The organism is Streptomyces sp. NPDC059564, assembly GCF_042735575.1.
Classification (GTDB): Bacteria; Actinomycetota; Actinomycetes; order Streptomycetales; family Streptomycetaceae; genus Streptomyces.
In genome coordinates this window covers 1-19,601 of sequence record NZ_JBHWBP010000130.1, presented here as the reverse complement: position 1 = coordinate 19,601, position 19,601 = coordinate 1, and the positions used below count along the sequence as shown (strand labels likewise).

Annotated in this window: 18 protein-coding genes and 2 pseudogenes; 10 read left to right on the top strand and 10 right to left on the bottom strand. The window is 73.4% G+C overall.

Features of this window, described 5'->3' with window-relative positions:
• Both ACFV0Q_RS21985 and ACFV0Q_RS21980 read right to left on the bottom strand, forming a co-directional pair.
• Positions 1 to 223 (bottom strand): FAD-dependent monooxygenase (locus ACFV0Q_RS21985; protein WP_385007834.1); only part of this gene is annotated, 223 nt, incomplete at its 3' end.
• 145 nt (positions 224 to 368) lie between these two features.
• A pseudogene (locus tag ACFV0Q_RS21980) lies at positions 369 to 707 on the bottom strand (FAD-dependent oxidoreductase); the annotation flags it as partial.
• A gap of 105 nt (positions 708 to 812) precedes the next feature.
• Here ACFV0Q_RS21980 and ACFV0Q_RS21975 point away from each other — a divergent pair.
• The gene (locus ACFV0Q_RS21975; protein WP_385007832.1) at positions 813 to 1,454 is read left to right on the top strand and encodes a TetR/AcrR family transcriptional regulator; all 642 of its coding nucleotides are present in this window, start codon (positions 813 to 815) and stop codon (positions 1,452 to 1,454) included.
• A 75-nt stretch (positions 1,455 to 1,529) separates the two neighbouring features.
• On the opposite strand, the gene ACFV0Q_RS21970 is transcribed toward ACFV0Q_RS21975, so the two are convergent.
• Positions 1,530 to 2,408, bottom strand: coding sequence for a LysR family transcriptional regulator (locus tag ACFV0Q_RS21970; protein ID WP_385007829.1), 879 nt, complete (start codon positions 2,406 to 2,408; stop codon positions 1,530 to 1,532).
• A 106-nt stretch (positions 2,409 to 2,514) separates the two neighbouring features.
• On the opposite strand from ACFV0Q_RS21970, the gene ACFV0Q_RS21965 reads away from it, so the two are divergent.
• The 4 genes from ACFV0Q_RS21965 (at position 2,515) to ACFV0Q_RS21950 (ending at position 6,704) form a co-directional block, all read left to right on the top strand.
• Positions 2,515 to 3,219 (top strand): succinate dehydrogenase, encoded by a 705-nt coding sequence (locus ACFV0Q_RS21965; RefSeq protein ID WP_385007827.1) that lies wholly within the window; start codon positions 2,515 to 2,517, stop codon positions 3,217 to 3,219.
• A gap of 2 nt (positions 3,220 to 3,221) precedes the next feature.
• Entirely contained in the window at positions 3,222 to 5,192 is a 1,971-nt protein-coding gene (locus tag ACFV0Q_RS21960) for a fumarate reductase/succinate dehydrogenase flavoprotein subunit (protein ID WP_385007825.1), read from the top strand.
• Positions 5,189 to 5,929, top strand: coding sequence for a succinate dehydrogenase/fumarate reductase iron-sulfur subunit (locus ACFV0Q_RS21955; RefSeq protein ID WP_385007823.1), 741 nt, complete (start codon positions 5,189 to 5,191; stop codon positions 5,927 to 5,929). The genes ACFV0Q_RS21960 and ACFV0Q_RS21955 overlap by 4 nt, the downstream gene beginning before the upstream one ends.
• 124 nt (positions 5,930 to 6,053) lie before the next feature.
• A complete protein-coding gene (locus ACFV0Q_RS21950) occupies positions 6,054 to 6,704 on the top strand; it encodes a hypothetical protein (RefSeq protein ID WP_385007821.1) in 651 nt (216 codons plus the stop codon).
• A gap of 28 nt (positions 6,705 to 6,732) precedes the next feature.
• Here the strand turns inward: ACFV0Q_RS21950 and ACFV0Q_RS21945 are convergent, their stop codons facing one another.
• Together ACFV0Q_RS21945 and ACFV0Q_RS21940 are read right to left on the bottom strand one after the other, a co-directional pair.
• Complete coding sequence (locus ACFV0Q_RS21945; RefSeq protein WP_385007819.1) at positions 6,733 to 9,138, bottom strand: ABC transporter; 2,406 nt, start codon at positions 9,136 to 9,138, stop codon at positions 6,733 to 6,735.
• A gap of 18 nt (positions 9,139 to 9,156) precedes the next feature.
• On the bottom strand, positions 9,157 to 10,149 hold the full coding sequence (locus ACFV0Q_RS21940; protein WP_385007817.1) for an MsnO8 family LLM class oxidoreductase: 993 nt from the start codon (positions 10,147 to 10,149) through the stop codon (positions 9,157 to 9,159).
• Positions 10,150 to 10,331: 182 nt separating this feature from the next.
• Here ACFV0Q_RS21940 and ACFV0Q_RS21935 point away from each other — a divergent pair, with 182 nt between their 5' ends.
• Positions 10,332 to 10,826: a hypothetical protein gene (locus ACFV0Q_RS21935; RefSeq protein ID WP_385007815.1), complete on the top strand. Its 495-nt coding sequence runs from the start codon at positions 10,332 to 10,334 to the stop codon at positions 10,824 to 10,826.
• A 66-nt stretch (positions 10,827 to 10,892) separates the two neighbouring features.
• Here the strand turns inward: ACFV0Q_RS21935 and ACFV0Q_RS21930 are convergent, their stop codons facing one another.
• Entirely contained in the window at positions 10,893 to 11,108 is a 216-nt protein-coding gene (locus ACFV0Q_RS21930) for a dodecin (RefSeq protein WP_385007838.1), read from the bottom strand.
• A gap of 173 nt (positions 11,109 to 11,281) precedes the next feature.
• On the opposite strand from ACFV0Q_RS21930, the gene ACFV0Q_RS21925 reads away from it, so the two are divergent.
• From ACFV0Q_RS21925 to ACFV0Q_RS21915, 3 genes and pseudogenes are all read left to right on the top strand, one after another.
• Positions 11,282 to 12,547, top strand: a complete 1,266-nt coding sequence (locus tag ACFV0Q_RS21925; protein WP_385007836.1) for an extracellular solute-binding protein — start codon at positions 11,282 to 11,284, stop codon at positions 12,545 to 12,547.
• Positions 12,548 to 12,702: 155 nt separating this feature from the next.
• Positions 12,703 to 13,482 carry a GNAT family N-acetyltransferase gene (locus ACFV0Q_RS21920; protein ID WP_385007813.1) on the top strand — a complete coding sequence of 260 codons (780 nt, stop codon included), beginning with the start codon at positions 12,703 to 12,705 and terminating at the stop codon, positions 13,480 to 13,482.
• Positions 13,479 to 14,009: pseudogene (locus tag ACFV0Q_RS21915) on the top strand (lysophospholipid acyltransferase family protein); the annotation flags it as partial. The gene ACFV0Q_RS21920 and the pseudogene ACFV0Q_RS21915, both read left to right, overlap by 4 nt.
• A gap of 341 nt (positions 14,010 to 14,350) precedes the next feature.
• Here ACFV0Q_RS21915 and egtD read toward each other — a convergent pair.
• The 4 genes from egtD to egtA are packed head-to-tail and all read right to left on the bottom strand — an operon-like array spanning position 14,351 to position 18,739.
• On the bottom strand, positions 14,351 to 15,346 hold the full coding sequence (gene egtD, locus ACFV0Q_RS21910) for an L-histidine N(alpha)-methyltransferase (RefSeq protein WP_385007811.1): 996 nt from the start codon (positions 15,344 to 15,346) through the stop codon (positions 14,351 to 14,353).
• A complete protein-coding gene (gene egtC, locus ACFV0Q_RS21905; RefSeq protein WP_385007809.1) occupies positions 15,343 to 16,104 on the bottom strand; it encodes an ergothioneine biosynthesis protein EgtC in 762 nt (253 codons plus the stop codon). The genes egtD and egtC overlap by 4 nt, the downstream gene beginning before the upstream one ends.
• The gene (gene egtB, locus ACFV0Q_RS21900; protein WP_385007806.1) at positions 16,104 to 17,426 is read right to left on the bottom strand and encodes an ergothioneine biosynthesis protein EgtB; all 1,323 of its coding nucleotides are present in this window, start codon (positions 17,424 to 17,426) and stop codon (positions 16,104 to 16,106) included. The genes egtC and egtB overlap by 1 nt, the downstream gene beginning before the upstream one ends.
• Positions 17,423 to 18,739, bottom strand: coding sequence for an ergothioneine biosynthesis glutamate--cysteine ligase EgtA (gene egtA, locus ACFV0Q_RS21895; protein ID WP_385007803.1), 1,317 nt, complete (start codon positions 18,737 to 18,739; stop codon positions 17,423 to 17,425). The genes egtB and egtA overlap by 4 nt, the downstream gene beginning before the upstream one ends.
• Before the next feature lie 118 nt (positions 18,740 to 18,857).
• On the opposite strand from egtA, the gene ACFV0Q_RS21890 reads away from it, so the two are divergent.
• The coding region (locus ACFV0Q_RS21890) for a TIGR02452 family protein (protein WP_385007801.1) at positions 18,858 to 19,601 on the top strand (744 nt) is incomplete at its 3' end.

Genomic DNA, 19,601 nt, shown 5'->3' with positions numbered 1-19,601 from the left:
GCTCGGCGGCCGCCGGCAGCCGCTCGGCCTCGTACGTGTCGAGCGAGCCCTTCCCGGTCAGGGCGTCGGCCAGGGCCCGGCCGAGGGCCGACGCGTCCTGGATGCCGGTGTTCATGCCCAGTCCGCCGGCTATGGGGTGGACATGGGCCGCGTCCCCTGCGAGGAACACCCGGCCCTCGCGCATCCGGGCGGCCATGCGGACATTGACCCGCCAGACCGACATCCAGGTGGGATCCGTCAGCCGTATCCCCTCCATCCGGGCGTGCCGGTCGAACAGCCGCTGGAACCCCTCCAGCGTGGGCGGCAGCGGCCAGCCGTACGTCGACCCCGCTCGCCTCCTGGGCGATGTCCACGACCTGGGCCTCGTACTCGACGCGTACGCCGAGGGCGGCGAGCCGCTCGCGCAGGGCCTCTTCGATCTGCCACTGGGAGATGAGGACCCCGAGGCCGATCGGAGTGTCGTTGATGTGGGCGCCGTCGAAGTACTTGCGCAGGACCAGGTCCCGCGTGCCGATGGCGGAGATCCGCTCGGCAATACCGAGCCGGGCGAAGACCTCCAGGCTGCCCGGGGTGAGGCTCTTGCCGCGGGACTCGCGGTGCGGAGCCGGCCGCTGGTCGAGCACGCGGACGGAGATGCCGCGGAGGGCCAGGTCGCAGGCCAGGGTCAGTCCGGTGGGGCCGGAGCCCGCGATCAGTACGTCGGTCATCGGATGTCCTTCCGTCGTCGATGACTCAAGGAAAGCGCGTCGCGGAAGAAAACGCAACCCGGTCACGAAATTAACCCGGTCATGATTTTGTGATACGCTCGGGGCATGGACAACACGACGGGTCTGCGCGAGAGCAAGAAGCTGCGTACGCGTCGCCAGCTGGCGGCCACGGCGCTGGAACTCTTCCTGGAACGGGGCTTCGACGCCGTGTCGGTGGCCGATGTGGCCGCGGCCGCGGAGGTCTCCAAGCCCACCTTGTTCCGGTACTTCCCGAGCAAGGAGGACCTGGTGCTCGACCGGTTCGCCGACCATCAGGACGAGGCGGCGCGCATCGTGCGCGACCGGGAGGCGGGCCGGACGCCGGTGCGGGCGCTGCGCGAGCACTTCCTGGCGGCCCTCGCCGAGCGCGACCCGATCACCGGGCTCTGCGACCATCCCAATGTGCTCGCCTTCCAGGGGCTGTTGTACTCGACGGAGAGTCTGGGATCCCGGCTGGCGCACTACACGGCGCGCGAGGTGGAGCTGCTCGCCGCCGTCCTGGAGGGGGAGTCGGTGGCACCGCTCACCGCCCGGCTGGCGGCGCTGCACCTGGTGACGGTCCGCAGGGAGCTGGGCCGGGAGAACTACCGGCGGATCTCCGCCGGCCAGAGCGCCGACGAGGCCTACCCGGCCGCCGTCACCGACGCCGACACCGCCTTCGCCCTACTGGCCGACGGCCTGGACCAGGCCCTCCCGGCCCGGGCGTAGGCGGGAGCCCCGGCCGTCTGCCTGCGGCTGCGCGTCCACCACGAGGCCCGCTGAACCGCCTCGCCGCGGCGCCCGTCAGCCGACGAGCATGCGCTTCAGTTCGCGGGCCGCGCGTGGCGGTGCCACATCGGTGCGGTGGGCCAGGGCGATCGTCCGGCGCAGGGGGGAGCCCGCGAGGCGGGTGGTGCGCAGGCCCGGGTCGGCGTGGTCGACGACCATGGCCGGGACCACCGCGAGCCCCAGCCCCGCCCGCACGAAGCCCAGGACCGCGTCCATCTCGCCGCCCTCCACCGTGAACACCGGCTCGAAGCCCGCCGCCCGGCAGGCCGCCACGGTCAGGTCCCGCAGGTCGTAGCCGTGGCGGAACATGACCATGGGCTCGTCGCGCAGATCGGCGATGGCCGGCTCCCGGCCGCCCGCCGGTGGCGGGAGGGTGGCCGACGAGACCACGACCAGGTCCTCCGTCAGCAGCTCCACCGTCGTCAGGGCGGGCGCCGAGGGCGGCAGCGGCAGCGCGATCAGCGCCAGGTCCAGGACCCCGCGCGCGAGTTCCCGTACGAGGTCGAGCGAACCGCTCTCCTCGATCAGCAGCTCGATCCCCGGATGCGCCCTGTGGAAGTCCCGCAGGACGGCGGGCAGCAGGCCCGTGCACACGCTCGGCGTGGCCCCCAGCCGCACCCGCCCGCGCCGCAGCTGCGCCAGTTCCTGCACCTCCAGGCGCGCCGTGTCCGCGTCGGCCAGGATCCGGCGGGCCAGCGGCAGCAGTGCCTCGCCCGCGTCGGTGAGCGTGATGTTGCCCCGGGCACGGCTGAACAGCTCGGCCCCCAGCTCCCGTTCGAGCGCCTTGATCTGCTGGGACAGCGAGGGCTGCGCCACGTGCTCGCGCTCGGCGGCGCGGGTGAAGTGCCGGGTCTCGGCGACGGCCACGAAATAGACGAGCTGCTGGAACTGCATACCGCCAGGCTAGCGGCGGAGAAGCGCCCTCGATAGTCATTGCCTATCGAGATCAGCTCCACCATGTCTTGGACCTTTCGGGACCTTGGTCCCTACGGTCAATGACATGGCTCTGGCAACGCGGACGGATCGACGGCCGTCCACCTCGCGCACCATCTGGGACTCCACCGTCGGCAAGAAGTCCGTGATGGCCGTCTCCGGCCTGATCATGCTCGGCTACCTCGTCGTGCACATGCTCGGCAACCTCAAGATCTTCTTCGGGGCGGACGAGTTCAACGGCTACGCCCACTGGCTGCGCACCCTCGGCTCCCCCTTCCTGCACCACGAGTGGGCCCTGTGGATCGTCCGCGTGGTGTTGGTCGCCGCCGTGGTCGCCCACGCGGTGTGCGCCTACCAGCTCAGCCGCCGCGACATCAAGGCGCGCCCGGTGAAGTACGTGCGCAAGCGCCGCCGTGCCAGTTACGCGACGCGCACCATGCGCTGGGGCGGGATCATCCTCGCCCTCTTCATCGTCTGGCACCTCCTCGACCTGACCACCCTCACCGTCAACGAGCGCGCCTGGGCCGGACACCCGTACGAGAACGTCCTCGCCACCTTCTCCACCTGGTACGGGAACACCCTCTACATCGTGGCGATGGCCGCCCTCGGCCTCCACGTACGCCACGGCTTCTGGAGCGCCGCCCAGACCCTCGGCGCGGGCAGCGCCCGGCGCGAGCGGACGCTGAAGTTCCTGGCCAACGCCCTGGCCCTCGTCCTCTTCACGGGCTTCGTGTCCGTCCCCGTCGCCGTCATGACCGGAATGGTGAGCTGACCATGACCACCGAACACGCCGCCGACTCCGCCTACGCCGACTACACGACCGGTGACCCGATCGCCGACGCCAAGGCCCCCGAAGGCCCGATCGCCGAGCGCTGGGACCGCCGCCGCTTCGAGGCCAAGCTCGTCAACCCCGCCAACCGCCGCAAGCACCGCATCATCGTCGTCGGCACCGGCCTGGCGGGCGGCGCGGCCGGCGCGACCCTCGCCGAGCAGGGCTACCACGTCGTCCAGTTCTGCTTCTCCGACTCCCCGCGCCGCGCGCACTCCATCGCAGCGCAGGGCGGCATCAACGCCGCGAAGAACTACCGCAACGACGGTGACTCCGTCCACCGCCTCTTCTACGACACCGTCAAGGGCGGGGACTTCCGCGCCCGCGAGTCCAACGTCCACCGCCTCGCCCAGATCTCCGTCGAGATCATCGACCAGTGCGTCGCCCAGGGCGTCCCCTTCGCCCGCGAGTACGGCGGACTCCTCGACACCCGCTCCTTCGGCGGCGTCCAGGTCTCCCGCACCTTCTACGCCCGCGGCCAGACCGGCCAGCAGCTGCTGCTGGGCGCCTACCAGGCGCTGTCCCGGCAGATCGCCGCGGGCAACGTCGAGATGCACGCCCGTACCGAGATGCTCGACCTGATCACCGTCGACGGCGTGGCCCGCGGCATCGTCGCCCGCGACCTGGTCACCGGCCGCATCGACACCCACTACGCCGACGCCGTCGTGCTGGCGAGCGGAGGCTACGGCAACGTCTTCTACCTCTCCACCAACGCCATGAACTCCAACGCGACCGCCGTCTGGCGGGCGCACCGGCGTGGCGCGTACTTCGCCAACCCCTGCTTCACCCAGATCCACCCCACCTGCATCCCGCGCACCGGCGACCACCAGTCCAAGCTCACCCTGATGAGCGAGTCCCTGCGCAACGACGGCCGCATCTGGGTCCCCAAGGCCAAGGGCGACACGCGCCCCGCCGCCGAGATCCCCGAGCAGGAGCGCGACTACTACCTGGAGCGGATCTACCCCTCCTTCGGCAACCTCGTCCCCCGCGACATCGCCTCCCGCGCCGCGAAGAACGTCTGCGACGAGGGCCGCGGGGTGGGCCCCGGCGGCCAGGGCGTCTACCTCGACTTCGCCGACGCCATCCGCCGCATGGGCCGGGACGAGGTCGCCGAGAAGTACGGCAACCTCTTCGACATGTACGAGCGGATCACCGCGGAGAACCCGTACGAGGTCCCCATGCGGATCTACCCCGCCGTGCACTACACGATGGGCGGCCTGTGGGTCGACTACGACCTCCAGACCACCGTCCCGGGCCTGTTCGCCATCGGTGAGGCCAACTTCTCCGACCACGGCGCGAACCGCCTCGGCGCCTCCGCCCTCATGCAGGGCCTCGGCGACGGCTACTTCGTGCTCCCCTCCACCATCAACGACTACCTGGCGCGCCACCCGCACCACGAGCGGATCGACGACAGCCACCCCGAGGCCGCGGCCGCCGTACGCGAGACCCGCGACTGCCTCGACAAGCTGCTCGCCGTCGACGGGGACCGCACCCCCGACTCCTTCCACCGCGAGATCGGCGAACTCATGTGGGAGTACTGCGGGATGGCCCGCACCGAGGAGGGACTGCGCAAGGCGCTGGCCCGCATCCCGGAGATCCGCGAGGAGTTCTGGCGGCGCATCAAGGTCCCCGGCCGCGGCGAGGAGTTCAACCAGTCGCTGGAGAAGGCCAACCGCATCGTCGACTACCTCGAACTCGCCGAGCTGATGTGCCTCGACGCCCTCCACCGCGCCGAGTCCTGCGGCGGCCACTTCCGCGAGGAGTCCCAGACCCCGGACGGCGAAGCGGCCCGCCGTGACGAGGAGTTCGGCTACGCGGCCGCCTGGGAGTATCGCGGCACCGCGGCCGCACCCGTCCTGCACAAGGAAGACCTCGTCTTCGAGTACGTCCACCCCACCCAGCGGAGCTACGCATGAAGCTCACCCTGCGCGTCTGGCGCCAGCCGAACGCCGGCGCCCCCGGCGCCATGGCCTCCTACGAGGTCGACGGCATCTCGAAGGACATGTCCTTCCTGGAGATGCTCGACACCCTCAACGAGGACCTCATCCTGCGCGGCGAGGACCCGGTCGCCTTCGACCACGACTGCCGCGAGGGCATCTGCGGCGCGTGCAGCCTCGTCATCAACGGCGACGCCCACGGCCCCGAGCGCACCACCACCTGCCAGCTCCACATGCGGTCCTTCGCCGACGGGGACACCATCGACGTCGAACCGTGGCGCGCCTCGGCCTTCCCCGTGGTCAAGGACCTGGTCGTGGACCGCAGCGCCTTCGACCGGATCATCCAGGCCGGCGGCTACATCACCGCGCCCACCGGATCCGCGCCCGAGGCGCACGCCACCGCCGTGCCCAAGCCCGACGCCGACTTCGCCTTCGAGCACGCCGAGTGCATCGGCTGCGGCGCCTGCGTGGCGGCCTGCCCCAACGGCTCCGCGATGCTGTTCACCTCCGCCAAGGTCAACCACCTGGGCGTGCTGCCGCAGGGCTCCCCGGAGCGCGAGACCCGGGTGCTGGACATGGTGGCCCGGATGGACGACGAGGGCTTCGGCGGCTGCACCCTGACCGGCGAATGCGCCACGGCCTGCCCCAAGGGCATCCCGCTGCCGTCGATCGCCGCGATGAACAAGGAGTGGCTGCGCGCGGTCCGCAAGACCTGAGCCCCGCCGGTCCGGTCCGCCCATCCGCCGATCGGCTGATCCGATCGGCCGACCGGGCGCTCGTACGGGCCGTACGCCGCGCCGCGCCGCGGACGCGTACGGCCCGTACGGTTCAGTGGGCCCCATGCCACAAGCCCCCGCCGGGTCCGGACCGCGCCGACGCAGCGTGCTGGCCGCCGCCCTCGTACCCCTGGCGGCGGCCGGGTGCACCGCGCGGGACGCCGCCCGCGGCCCGGCGCCCGGCCCGCAGCCGTCCGCGAAGGACGCCCTCGTGATGGTGATGCGGCACGCCGAGAAGCCGTACGCGGGGGACACCGGCGAGGACGACGACGGCGTCGAGCACCCCGGCGCCCTCGCCGGCCGGGGCGTGCGCCGCGCCGAAGAGCTGCACCGGCTCTTCGCCCCCGCCGACGGTGCCCGGCTGCCGCGCCCCGCCGTGCTCTTCGCGACCGGCGGACCGGCGGGCGCCCCCGCCCGGTCCAAGCAGACCCTTGAGCCCCTGGCCACCGCCCTGCGGATGCCCGTACGCGGTGAATTCGCCCTCGGCTTCGAAGCGGCCCTGGCGCGCGCCGTGCTGGACGCCCGGACGCCCGCCCTCGTCTGCTGGGAACACACCGGCATCCCCCGCCTGATCGAGGCCCTCGGAGCCGACCGGACCCTCGGCCTCCCCGCCGCCTACCCCGACCGCTACGACCTCGTCTGGATCCTCACCCGCACCCAGGGCCACTGGACCTTCCGCGAACTCCCGCAGCACCTCCTGCCCGGAGACGCGTGACACACGCCGCCGCAGCTCCAGCCGCGGCCTACGCCAGGCCCAGCGCCCGCGCCAGGTAGGGAGCCGTGCGTGCGGTGGGAGAGGCGGCGACCTGCGGGGGCGGGCCGCAGGCCGTGACGCGGCCGCCCTCCGTGCCGCCGCCCGGGCCCAGGTCGATGACCCAGTCCGCGCCCGCCACCACCTCCATGTCGTGTTCCACGACCACCACCGAGTGCCCCGCGTCCACCAGCCCGTGCAACTGCCGCAGCAGCACCCGCACATCGGCCGGGTGCAGGCCCGTCGTCGGCTCGTCCAGCAGGTACAGGGTGTGGTCCCGGCGCAGCCTCTGCAGTTCCGTCGCCAGCTTGATGCGCTGCGCCTCGCCGCCCGACAGCTCCGTCGCCGGCTGGCCCAGCCGCAGGTACCCCAGGCCGATGTCCACCAGCGCCCGCAGGCTGCGCTCCGCCGCCGGGACCTCCGAGAAGAACTCCGAGGCCGCCTCCACCGTCAGGCCGAGGACCTCCGCGATGGTCAGACCGGCGTAACGCACCTCCAGCGTCGGCGCGTTGTACCGGGCGCCCGCGCACGTGGGGCACGGGGCGTACGTACTGGGCAGGAAGAGCAGCTCGACCGAGACGAAGCCCTCGCCCTGGCAGGTCTCGCAGCGGCCGCCCGGCACGTTGAAGGAGAACCGGCCCGCCTTCCAGCCGCGCGCCTTCGACTCGGGCAACGCGGTGAACAGCCTGCGCACGACGTCGAACAGCCCCGTGTACGTGGCCAGGTTGGAGCGCGGCGTGCGCCCGATCGGCTTCTGGTCCACCTCCACCAGCCGCCGCACCGGGAAGTCCGCCTCCGCCAGCCGGCCGCCGACCTCCCGCGCGAGCACCTCGCCCACCAGCGTGGACTTCCCCGAACCCGACACCCCGGTCACCGCCGTGAACACCCCGAGCGGGAACTCCACCGTCACGTCACGCAGGTTGTGCCGGTCCACGCCCGTGAGGCGGACCGACCCGGTGGCCGCGCGGACCGGCCGCGGACCGGCCGCCGGGGCTTGCGCGAACAGGTGGCGGGCCGTCGCGGACCCGGCCACGCCCGCCAGTCCCTCGGGCGGCCCGCTGTACAGGATCCGGCCGCCGTGTTCGCCGGCGAGCGGCCCGACGTCCACCAGCCAGTCCGCGTGCCGCACCACGTCCAGGTGGTGCTCGACCACGAAGACGGTGTTCCCGGCCGCCTTGAGCCGGTCCAGTACGCCGAGCAGCGCCTCGGTGTCGGCCGGGTGCAGCCCCGCCGACGGCTCGTCCAGGACGTACACCACCCCGAACAGCCCCGACCGCAGCTGCGTCGCCAGCCGCAGCCGCTGGAGCTCGCCCGCCGACAGGCTCGGGGCGGTCCGGTCCAGGCTCAGGTAGCCGAGCCCGAGCTCCACGACCGGCCCGATCCGCGAACGCAGGTCCTCCGCGAGCACCCGGGCCGCTTCCTCCCGCGGTGCCTCCGTGTGCAGTACGCCGTCCAGCTCGGTCAGCGCCAGCCCCGCGAGCTCCGCGATCGTGCGGCCCGCGTACGTCACCGCCAGGGCTTCCGGCCGCAGCCTGCGGCCCCCGCACACCGGGCACGGCCCGTCGGTGAGGAACTTCTCGGCGCGCGCCCGCAAGGTGGCGCTCTTGGTGTCCGAGAAGGTCCGCATCACGTAGCGGTGGGCACTCATGTAGGTGCCCTGGTACGGGCGTTGGATCCGGTCGGCGTCCCGCACCGGGTGCACGGTGACCACCGGCTGCTCCTCCGTGAACAGGATCCACTCGCGGTCCCGCGCGGGCAGCTCCCGCCAGGGCCGGTCCACGTCGTGGCCGAGCACCTCCAGGATGTCCCGCAGGTTCTTGCCCTGCCAGGCGCCCGGCCAGGCGGCGACGGCTCCCTGACGGATCGACAGCGAGGGGTCGGGAACCAGGAGTTCCTCGCGGGTGCGGTGGATGCGGCCGAGCCCGTGGCAGGAAGGGCAGGCCCCGGCGGCGGTGTTGGACGAGAAGGCGTCCGAGTCCAGGCGCGGCGCGCCCGGGGGGTACGTACCGGCCCTGGAGTACAGCATCCGCAGGGAGTTGGAGAGCAGGGTCACCGTACCCACCGAGGAGCGCGAGCCCGGGGAGGAGCGGCGCTGCTCCAGGGAGACGGCGGGCGGGAGCCCGGTCACCGAGTCCACCTTCGGCGCGCCGATCTGGTGGATGAGGCGCCGGGCGTACGGGGCCACGGACTCGAAGTAGCGGCGCTGGGCCTCCGCGTAGAGGGTGCCGAAGGCCAGCGAGCTCTTCCCGGAGCCGGAGACCCCGGTGAAGACGGTCAGCGTGTCGCGCGGGATGTCCACGTCGACCCCGCGCAGGTTGTGCTCCCGGGCGCCCCGCACCCGTACGCAGGGGTCGACGGCATCGCGGTCGAGGGCGGGGACATCGGGGGAGTGGCGCATTCGCCCCAGTTTAGGGCCCTAGGCCAGTCCGGCGATCCGGGCCAGCCCGGCGAAGCTCTCCAGCAGGGCCGTCCGGTCGTACGTGGAGGTGGTGACGAGCAGCTCGTCCGCGCCGGTGGCCCGCGCGACCCGGGCGAGCTCCGCCGCGACCTGCTCCCCGGTGCCGGCGACGTGCCCGGTCAGGCCGCCCTCGTACAGCTCCCGCTCCTTGGGCGTCATCTCCAGCGCCTCGACCTCCTCGGCCGGGATCAGGGGCGGGAAGCTGCCCCGGGTGCGGGAATGGGCGAGGGACCAGGCCTCCGGGAGCAGGATCCGCCGGGCGGCCTCCTCGGTGGCGGCGACCGCGACGGTCCCGGAGACCACCACGTAGGGCGCGGAGCCCCAGGGGGAGGGCCGGAACCGCTCGCGGTAGCGCCCGATGACCTCCGCGACCCGGGCGCGGGCCCGCAGGTCGCCCACCACCAGCGGCAGTCCGGCGCGGGCGGCGATCCCGGCGCCCTCGCCGGTGGCCAGCACGAACGGCGGGATCCGCAGCCCCTCCGCCGGGCGGGCGTGCACCTCGGGGTGGGCCCGCTGGGTGCCGTCGATCCAGCCCAGCAGCTCGGCCAGCTGTTCCTCGAAGCGGTCGGCGTCCCCGGTGTCGCGGCCCAGGGCCCGGCGGATGCCGCCGGTGAAGCCGACCGAGCGGCCGAGGCCCATGTCGATGCGGCCGGGGAACAGCGCCTCCAGGACCCCGAACTGCTCCGCCACCACCAGCGGCTGGTGGTTGGGCAGCATCACTCCGCCGGTGCCGACGCGGATGCGCCGGGTGGCGGCGGCGACCGCGGCGGCCAGCACGGTCGGGGCGGAGCCCGCGACGCCGGGCACGCTGTGGTGCTCCGACACCCAGAAGCGGTGGTAGCCGAGGTCCTCCGCCGCCCGGGCCAGTTCCACGGTGTCGCGCAGTGCCTGCGGGGCGGGGTGTCCTTCGCGGGTGCGGGACCGGTCGAGGATCGAGATTTTCGGGATCACACAGGTCTCAACGCGCGACGGCGTCGAGGATTCCCCGGCTGACCGCCCCACCGGCCCACCGCCCCACCGGCCCACCGCCCCACCGGCCCACCGGCCCACCGCGCCACCGCCCAACCGCCCCACCACCGCGCCGTGCACGCCCTGCCACGGCCGGGGCCGGTGGGGGCGCCTACGCTGCCGTCATGACCGAGACCGCACCCCGCCGCCCGCTGGCCGTCTTCGACATCGACAACACCCTCGCCGACACCGCCCACCGGCAGCACTTCCTGGAAGCCCGCCCCCGGGACTGGGCGGGCTTCTTCGGTGCGGCCCCGGCCGACCCGCCGCTGGCGCGCGGCATCGCGCTGGCGGTGGAGAGCGCCGCCGACTGCGAGGTCGTGTACCTGACGGGCCGCCCGGAGCGCTGCCGGGCGGACACCGCCGACTGGCTGGCCCGGCACGGCCTGCCCGAGGGCCGGGTGTGGATGCGCGGCAATCAGGACCGGCGCCCGGCGCGGCTGACCAAGCTGGAGGTGCTCAAGCGGATCGCCCGGGACCGCGAGGTGCGGATGCTCGTCGACGACGACGAACTCGTCTGCCAGGCCGCCCGCGCCGCCGGTTTCCGCGTGGTCCTGGCGAACTGGGCGGCCGAGGCTCCGGAGCTCAAGTCGGCTCAGGAGGGCGAGGGGCGTACCTGAGGCACCTGAGGCGCCTGAGGCATCTGACGCGCCTGAGGCATCCGGGGCACCCCGAAGGGGCCCCCGTCACTCCTCGCCGTCGAGGCGGAAGCCCACCTTCAGCCCTACCTGGTAGTGCGCCACCTGGCCGTTCTCGATGTGCCCGCGCATCTGCGTGACCTCGAACCAGTCCAGGTTGCGCAGGGTCTGTCCCGCGCGGGCGATGGCGTTCCGGATGGCCTGATCGATGCCCTCGGTGGAGGTGCCGACGATCTCGGTCACCCGGTAGGTGTGGTTGGACATGGGGGTCTCCCGCCAGTCGTCGCTGTTGCCTTGTTCCACGGTGCCCCAGTAAGGGCGTGTCCGCGAACTTTGCGTGAACAATCCCGGGTGAAAGGGGGTTGACCCGCCCATTGGTCTATGCCAATTTCAAGCCATCTGAGATCCATCCCCAGAAGGTGACCCCCGTGACCCTCGTGAAGATGCGCTTCCTCGCCGTGTGTACGGCCCTCGCGGCGGCGGCCGCCCTGACCGGTTGCGGCGCCCAGTCGGCCGGATCGGGAACGGACTCCGCGAAGGTGACCCTCTGGCTGATGAAGGGCAGCGCCTCCGACGAGTTCATCACGAAGTTCACGGCCGACTTCGAGAAGCAGCACCCCGGCATCGACCTGGACGTGAGGATCCAGGAGTGGAAGGGCATCGGCGACAAGGTCAACGCCGTCCTCGACGGCACGGCGAAGGAGGGCGCCGACGTCATCGAGGTCGGCAACACCCAGGTCGCCCAGTACGTCGAGACCGGCGGCCTCTCCGAGCTCACCCTCGAAGGCCTGCGCGCATGGGGCAGCAAGGACTGGCTCAAGGGCCTCTCCGACCCGGGCAGCGTCAACGGCGCCCAGTACGGAGTCCCGTGGTACGCCGCCAACCGGGTGGTGATCTACAACAAGGACCTGTTCGCGAACGCCGGGATCAAGACACCGCCCAAGAACCGCCAGGAGTGGATCGCCGACACCCAGAAGCTCGACAAGGGCGACCAGCAGGGCATCTACCTCCCCGGCCAGAACTGGTACGTCCTCGCCGGGTTCATCTGGGACGAGGGCGGCGACCTGGCCGTGGAGGCCGGCGGCCAGTGGGTCGGCACCCTCGACGACGAGAAGGCCCTGGCCGCAATGGCCTTCTACAAGCAGCTCCAGGCCCTCGGCGACGGCCCCAGGAGCGCCGACGAGGAGACGCCCCCGCAGTCCGAGGTCTTCGCCCGCGGCCAGGTCGCGCAGATCATCGCCCCGCCCGGCCAGGCCGCCCAGATCGAGGCGGCCAACCCCGCGCTCAAGGACAAGCTCGGCTTCTTCCCCATCCCCGGCAAGGCCTCCGACAAGGCCGGGTCCGTCTTCACCGGCGGCTCCGACCTCATCATCCCGGAGCGGACGAAGCAGCGTTCCCACGCCGTCGACGTGATCACCGCGCTGGTCAGCGAGAAGTGGCAGACGGAACTCGCCCGCACCATGAGCTACGTCCCCAACAAGACCACCCTCGCCCATGTGGTCGACGGCAACGACGGCGCCGCGGCCATGGCCCCCGGCGCCGCCCAGGGCCGGGCCACCCCGAAATCCGCGCGCTGGGCCGAGCTCGAGGCGAAGAACCCGATCAAGCCGTACATGACGGCCGTACTGAACGGCCAGGACGCCGCACAGGCCGCGAAAGCGGCCTCCGACACCGTGAGCAAGGTCCTCAGCTCCGACCGCTGAGACCCGCGCGGCGGACACCGGTCCGCTGAGTTCAGCGTCCGCACATCCAAGTGCCGCTGAGCAGTCATGTCGAATCCAGCCGGTCACGGAAGAAGTAAAGGAGCCGGGCCCGCCACCTGCGGCCCGGCCCCCACGTGCCCGGATCAGGAGCAGCCATGACGATCGCACCCCTGTCCCCGTCCCCCCTCGCACCCCCCGCCCCGGCCACCCCCCGGTACGCCGTCCGCCTCGCCCGTGACGAGAACGAGGTGCGGGCCGCCCAGCGCCTGCGCCACCAGGTCTTCGCCGGGGAGCTCGGCGCCCGCCTGGACGGCCCCGAGCCGGGTCTGGACATCGACTCCTTCGACGCCTACTGCGACCACCTCCTCGTCATCGACGAGGAGACCGAGCAGGTCGTCGGCACCTACCGGCTGCTGCCCCCCGAGCGCGCCGCCATCGCCGGACGCCTCTACTCCGACGGAGAGTTCGACCTCTCCGCCCTCGACCCGATCCGCCCCGACCTGGTCGAGGTCGGCCGCTCCTGCGTCCACCCCGACCACCGCAACGGCGCCGTCATCGCCCTGATCTGGGCCGGCCTCGCCCGCTATATGGAGCGCTCCGGCCACAACTGGCTCGCCGGGTGCTGCTCGATCCCGCTGGCCGACGGCGGGGTGCTCGCCGCCGCCACCCGGGAGACCGTCCTGGCCCGCAACCTCGCCCCGCAGGAGTACCGCGTCACCCCGCACGTCCCGTGGAGCCCCGAGGGCGTGACCGTCCCCGGGCGCATGGAGCTGCCGCCCCTGCTGCGCGGCTACCTGCGCCTGGGCGCCTGGGTCTGCGGGGAGCCCGCCCTCGACGCCGAATTCGGCTGCACCGACCTGTACGTGCTGCTCTCCCTGCGCCGGACCAACCCGCGCTACCTGAACCACTTCCTCTCGCTCGCCCCGGGCGCATGAGCGTCTGGCTGCCCACGGCTCCCTGCACCCCGCAGGACTGCGCCGGTCACCCCGGGCGGGCCGCGAGCGTCCCGCGCGCGGTGCTCCGGCTCGCCACCGCCCTCGCCCTGTTCCTGCTCGCCGTACCGGCCGCCGCGCCGGTCCGGCTGCTCCCCGCCCGGCCCCGCCGTGCCCTGATCCGGGCCTGGTCGGCCGCGCTCCTGCGGGCCCTGGGAATACGGATCACCGTGCACGGAACCCCCGGCGAGGAGGGGGGCCGGCTGATCGTCGCCAACCACATCTCGTGGCTGGACATCCCGCTGGTCACCGCCGTGCTGCCGTGCCGGATGCTGGCCAAGAGCGAGATCGGCGCCTGGCCGGTGCTCGGCGCGCTCGCCGCCCGGGCGGGCACCCTGTTCATCGAACGCGACCGGATCCGGGCCCTGCCCCGCACCGTCGAGACCGTCGCCCGGGCGCTGCTGGCCGGGGACCGGGTCACGGTCTTCCCCGAGGGGTCCACCTGGTGCGGGCGCGCCCAGGGGCCCTTCCGGCGGGCCGCCTTCCAGGCGGCGCTGGACGCGCGGGTCCCCGTACAGCCGGTGCGGCTGCGCTACCGGCTGGCGGACGGGGACGTCGCCGGGGCGCCCGCCTTCGTCGGGGACGACCCGCTGACCGCCTCCCTGTGGCGGATCGCCCGGGCCCGCGGGGTGCGCGCCGAGGTGTGGCTGCTGCCGCGGATCCCGCCGGGCCGGTACCCGGACCGGCGGGAACTCGCGGCGGCCGCCCGGCGGGCCGTACTGGACGGGGCGCCGGACGGGGTGCCGGACGGGCTGGAGCGGCACCTGCTGGCGGGCGTACCCGCGCAGCAGCGCCCCTCACCCCTGCCGCATCAGCCGGCCGTGCCTCCCGCGCCCGCCGCGACTCCGTCCGCCACCGACAGGGACAGCGCGAACCGTCCCGCCGAGTCCGTCCACCAGTGCGACAACTCCAGCCCGGCCGCGGCCAGTTCCCTGCGGACGCCCTCCTGACGGAACTTCGCCGAGACCTCCGTCAGGATCTCCTCGCCCGCCTCGAACGGCACCACGAGGTCCAGCGCCCGCACCTTCACCGTCACCGCCTCCCGGGCCCGCAGCCGCATCTCGATCCACTCGTGCTCCCGGTTCCACACCGCCACGTGCGCGAAATCGGCGGTGTGGAAGTCCGCCCCCAGCTCGCGGTCGATCACCGCGAGCACGTTCTTGTTGAACTCCGCCGTCACCCCCTGGGCGTCGTCGTACGCCGCCACCAGCACGGCCTCATCCTTGACCAGGTCCGTGCCCAGCAGCAGGGCGTCCCCGGGCGAGAGCATCGCCCGTACGGACGCCAGGAACACGGCCCGCTCGGGCGGCAGCAGGTTCCCGATCGTGCCGCCCAGGAACACCACCAGCCGGGGGCCCGCCGACTCCGGCAGCCGCAGCGGCCGCGTGAAGTCCGCCAGCAGCGCGTGCACCCGCAGCCCGGGATGGTCCGCCAGCAGGGCCTCGGCCGCACCGGTCAGCGCGCTCTCGCTCACGTCCACCGGTACGTACGTCTCCAGCGCGGGCAGCGCCTCGATCAGGTGCCGGGTCTTCTCCGAGGAGCCGGAACCCAGCTCCACCAGGGTGCGCGCCCCGGACACCGACGCGATCTCCTGGGCCCGTTCCAGCAGGATCTCCCGCTCCGCGCGCGTCGGATAGTACTCGGGCAACCGGGTGATCTCCTCGAAGAGTTCACTGCCCCGGGCGTCGTAGAACCACTTCGGCGGCAGCTCCTTCGGGAAGCGGGTCAGCCCGCTCAGCACGTCGGTGCGCAGCGCCGTCTCGGCGGCGTGCTCGTCGAGGGTCCGGGTCAACTGGAAGTCGTTCACGGGGTGGTCTCCTTGAGGGGGGTCAGGGCGACCCGTGCGGGGGTGGCGGTCAGCAGGGTCCGGTCGGGCACTTCGCACCAACGGGGATCGTCGTCGTACGGCTCCGACACCACGACCACCCGCTGCGCCCGCGGATCGGCGAGGTACCACAGGGAGTCCCCCCAGGCGGTCGCGGCGATGGCCGTGCCGTCCGTCAGCAGCAGGTTCAGCCGGGACGCGGGCGAGGCGCCGGCCAGCTCGCGGACCGGTTCCGCCAGGGCGGTGCCCAGGTCGTCGCCCTGCCGCAGCCGGTGCAGCACCAGCGCCCAGACCAGCGCGGAATCGGTGCGCGCGGCCAGCTGGAGCATCTCCCGCGGCGGGAGGGTGGCGGCGGCGATGTCGGCCACCGCGTCCGGCCAGTCCCGTACGTTCCCGTTGTGGCTGAACAGCCAGGGCCCCGAGGTGAACGGCGCGGCGGCGGCCTCCCCGTCCGCCCCGGGGACGGTGGCGTCGCGCACGGCGGCCAGGAAGGCCCCGCTGCGCACCACGCGGGCGAGGTCGGCGAAGGACTCGTCCCCCCAGACGGGCCCGGACCGCCGGTAGCGCGCCGGGACCGGGTCGCCCTCGGCGTACCAGCCGACGCCGAAGCCGTCCGCGTTGACGGTGCCGTAGCGCTGCCCGCGCGGCTCCCAGGACTGCCGCACCAGGCAGTGCTCAGGTTCGCTGAGCAGTCGGCCCAGGGGTATCGGCGGTCCCACGTAGGCGAGATGACGGCACATCAGATGTCCCTCGCGGTGCGGAAGCCGGAGAAGATCTGCCGCCGCACGGGCAGGTCCCAGTTGCGGAAGGTGCCCCGGCAGGCCACCGGGTCCACGGCGAAGGAGCCGCCCCGCAGCACCTTGTGCTCCGGCCCGAAGAACACCTCCGAGTACTCGCGGTACGGGAAGGCGCGGAACCCCGGGTACGGGAGGAAGTCCGAGGCCGTCCACTCCCACACGTCGCCGATCAGCTGGCGCACGCCGAGCGGGGAGGCCCCGGCCGGGTAGCCGCCGGCGCGGGCCGGGCGCAGGTGGCGCTGGCCCAGGTTGGCGTGCGCGGGGGTCGGGTCGGCGTCGCCCCAGGGGTAGCGGCGGGAGCGGCCGGTGGCCGGGTCGTGCCGGGCCGCCTTCTCCCACTCCGCCTCGGTGGGCAGCCGGCGCCCCGCCCAGCGGGCGTACGCGTCCGCCTCGTACCAGCTGACGTGGAGCACCGGCTCGTCGGCGGGCACCGGCTCGGTCACCCCGAACCGGCGGCGCAGCCACTGTCCGCCCTCGCGGTGCCAGAACAGCGGGGCCTCGATGCCGTGCGTACGGATCTGCTCCCGGCCCTCGGCGGCCCACCAGCGGGGCTCGTCGTAGCCGCCGTCGGCCATGAAGGCCTGGAAGGCGCCGTTGGTCACCGGAACCGTGTCGATCCAGAAGGGGGCCACCTCCCGGATGTGCGCCGGCCGTTCGTTGTCCAGCGACCAGGGCTCGGCTGAGGTCCCCATGGTGAACGGGCCGCCGGGCACCAGGACTTCGGCCGCGGCCGGAGGCGGACCCGCGGGCGGCTCGGGGTCGGGCGCGGTCAGCACCGGTGCGCCCACCCGCAGCTGATGGGTGATCAGCATCGTTTCGTCGTGCTGCTGTTCGTGCTGGGCGATCATCCCGAAGACGTAACCGCCGTCGAGCAGGGCCGTGCCCTCCAGCGGGGTGCGCTCCAGCAGGTCGAAGACGCGTCCGCGGACTTCGGCCGTGTACCGGCGGGCCTCGTCCGGGCCCAGCAGGGGCAGCTTCGGCCGTTCGGCGCGGGGATGCTCGAACGCGTCGTACAGCGGGTCGATCTCGGGGCGCATCGACTCGCGGCCGGCCACGTTGCGCAGCAGCCAGAGCTCCTCCATGTTCCCGATGTGCGCCAGATCCCAGACCAGCGGGGACATCAGGGGGGAGTGCTGCGCGGTCAGGTCCCGGTCGTCCACGGGGTCGGTCAGCGCGGCCGTGCGGGCGCGGGCGGCGGTCAGGGCGGCGACGGCCCGCTCGCGCAGCCGCCCGGTGCCGGTCTCGGGGTGGGTCTCGGTGGTCACGGGCGCTGTCCCTTCCCGGCGGGCTGCAGGAGTTCCTGTTCCGCGGCGTCGTCGGCCGGGCAGCGGCCGCGCCGTACGTAGCGATCGGTGAAAGCGCCCACGGTCTCCTGCACGTGTGCGCTCGCGCCGAGCCGGGGCAGGGCCTCGCCCGCCGCCTCGAAGCAGGCCGCGGCGGCCGTGCGCAGGTCAGGATCGGCCAGCCCGGCCCGGGCGGCGGTGCGCCACAGCGCGTTGCGCGGGGCGCGCGCGGATCCGTAGGCGTCGGCCAGGGCCTTCACCGCCCGGTAGGCGGTCTCGGCGGCCTCCGGGTCGTCGAACAGCGCGTGCGTGACGGCGGTCGGCACCAGCCAGCCGTCCTCGCCCGGCTGCGCGTCGATCATCCGCAGCTCCAGGTGGCCGCGCGGCCGGACCGGCGGGAAGAGGGTGGTGAGGTGGTACTCCAGGTCCTCGGCGGTGGGCCGGCGCAGGCCGTGACCGCTGCCGCCGGTGCGCAGCCAGTCGCGGAACGTCAGCCCGCGCGGTACCTCCCAGGGGCCGTCGTCGTGCGACCGCACGCACAGCACCTCGGTGTCCAGCGCGTGCCGGGTCCAGGCGGCGCGGGGTTCGGCGTCCAGCGGCGGGGCGAGGGAGCGGCGCGTGTCGAGGTCGCTCCAGATGCCCTGCCGCGCACACCGCCAGCCCCGGTACGGGCCCTCGTGCGCGGGGGAGTTGGCGAAGGAGGCCACCAGGACGGCGCCCAGCAGGTGCGCGAGCCGCCAGCGCCGGCCGTGCCCGAGCGGGCCCGGCTCCTCCTGGCCGGCATCCACGCAGACCTGCACGGAGGCGGAGGAGCGCATCATGGCCCGCCCGGCGGGGCCGGTCCGGTCGAAGTAGGTCTCCATGGCCTCGTAGCGCGGGCTGGCCAGCAGGCGGCGCAGCGGGCGGCGCGGATCCCGGCCCAGTCCGCGCAGCACCAGGCCGCGGGCGCCGAGGGCGGCGCGGACGGCGGCCAGGTCGGCCTGGAGGCCGTCCACGCAGTCGGTGAGGGAGGCGGCCGGGGCCGAGCTCAGCTCCAGCTGGCCGCCCGGTTCGACGGTGAGCCGGGAACGCAGGGGCAGCGCGCGGGCCGCCTCGTGTCCCGCGGACAGCCGCTCGGGCGCCAGCGGCAGCCACGGCCGCTCGGCGTCGAGCACCAGCCATTCCAGCTCGGCACCGACCAGCCGGGGCGGGCCTGTCTTGAAACAGATGCCGTGGACCAGGTCCTCGGCGCCCGACTCGGTGAGGGGTGTATGGGAGAAGTCCTGCACGGGTGGAGCGGGTGCGTCCTCGGTCATGACCGGAACCTCGTCTCCTGTCGGCGGCCGTTTCGTCGGCCGGTTGTCACCCGTGCCTACCCGTGCCCGGGGCACAAATGCCTTTGCCTCCCCGGGGTCTCGGCCCGAGGATGGCGGCGTGAGCAGCAGATTGCGTGAAATCGCCCGGGAGAACGCGGCGATCCTGGCGACCGGTGGGTACCGGACGCGGTCGGGACGGCGGATCTCCCTCGCCGCCGACCTGGCGGAAGCCAAGGCCGGAACCAGGATATATGGGCCAAACCCGGTCATTCCAGACGGGGAGGCCGTCGGTGGGACGGGCCGGACGCGCTTCGAGGTCACGGGGGAGAGCAGCACGGTCGCTGCGCGTCGCCTCGCCGAGCGGGGTCCCGTCGCCGTCCTCACCTACGCCTCGGCCCGCAATCCCGGGGGCGGGTACGTACGCGGGGCCAAGGCGCAGGAGGAGGCCCTGTGCCGCGCGTCGGCGCTCTACGAGACCCTCCTGGAGGCCCCGGAGTACTACGAGACGCACCGCGCGGGGAAGAGCACCTTCTACACCGACCGGGTGATTCACTCGCCCGGAGTGCCGGTCTTCCGCGACGACCGGGGCGATCTGCTGGAGACCCCGTTCCGGGCGGGATTCCTCACCTCCCCGGCGCCGAACGCGGGCACGATCCGCCGCCAGGAGCCGGAGCGGGCCCACGAGATCCCCGGCGCGCTGGCCCGGCGGGCCGAGCGGGTCCTGGAGGTGGCCGCCCTGCACGGCTACGGGCGGCTCGTGCTGGGCGCCTGGGGGTGCGGGGTGTTCCAGAACGACCCGGCGCAGGTGGCGGAGGCCTTCCGGGGGCTGCTGACCGGCCGCTTCGCGGGGGTGTTCGAGGAG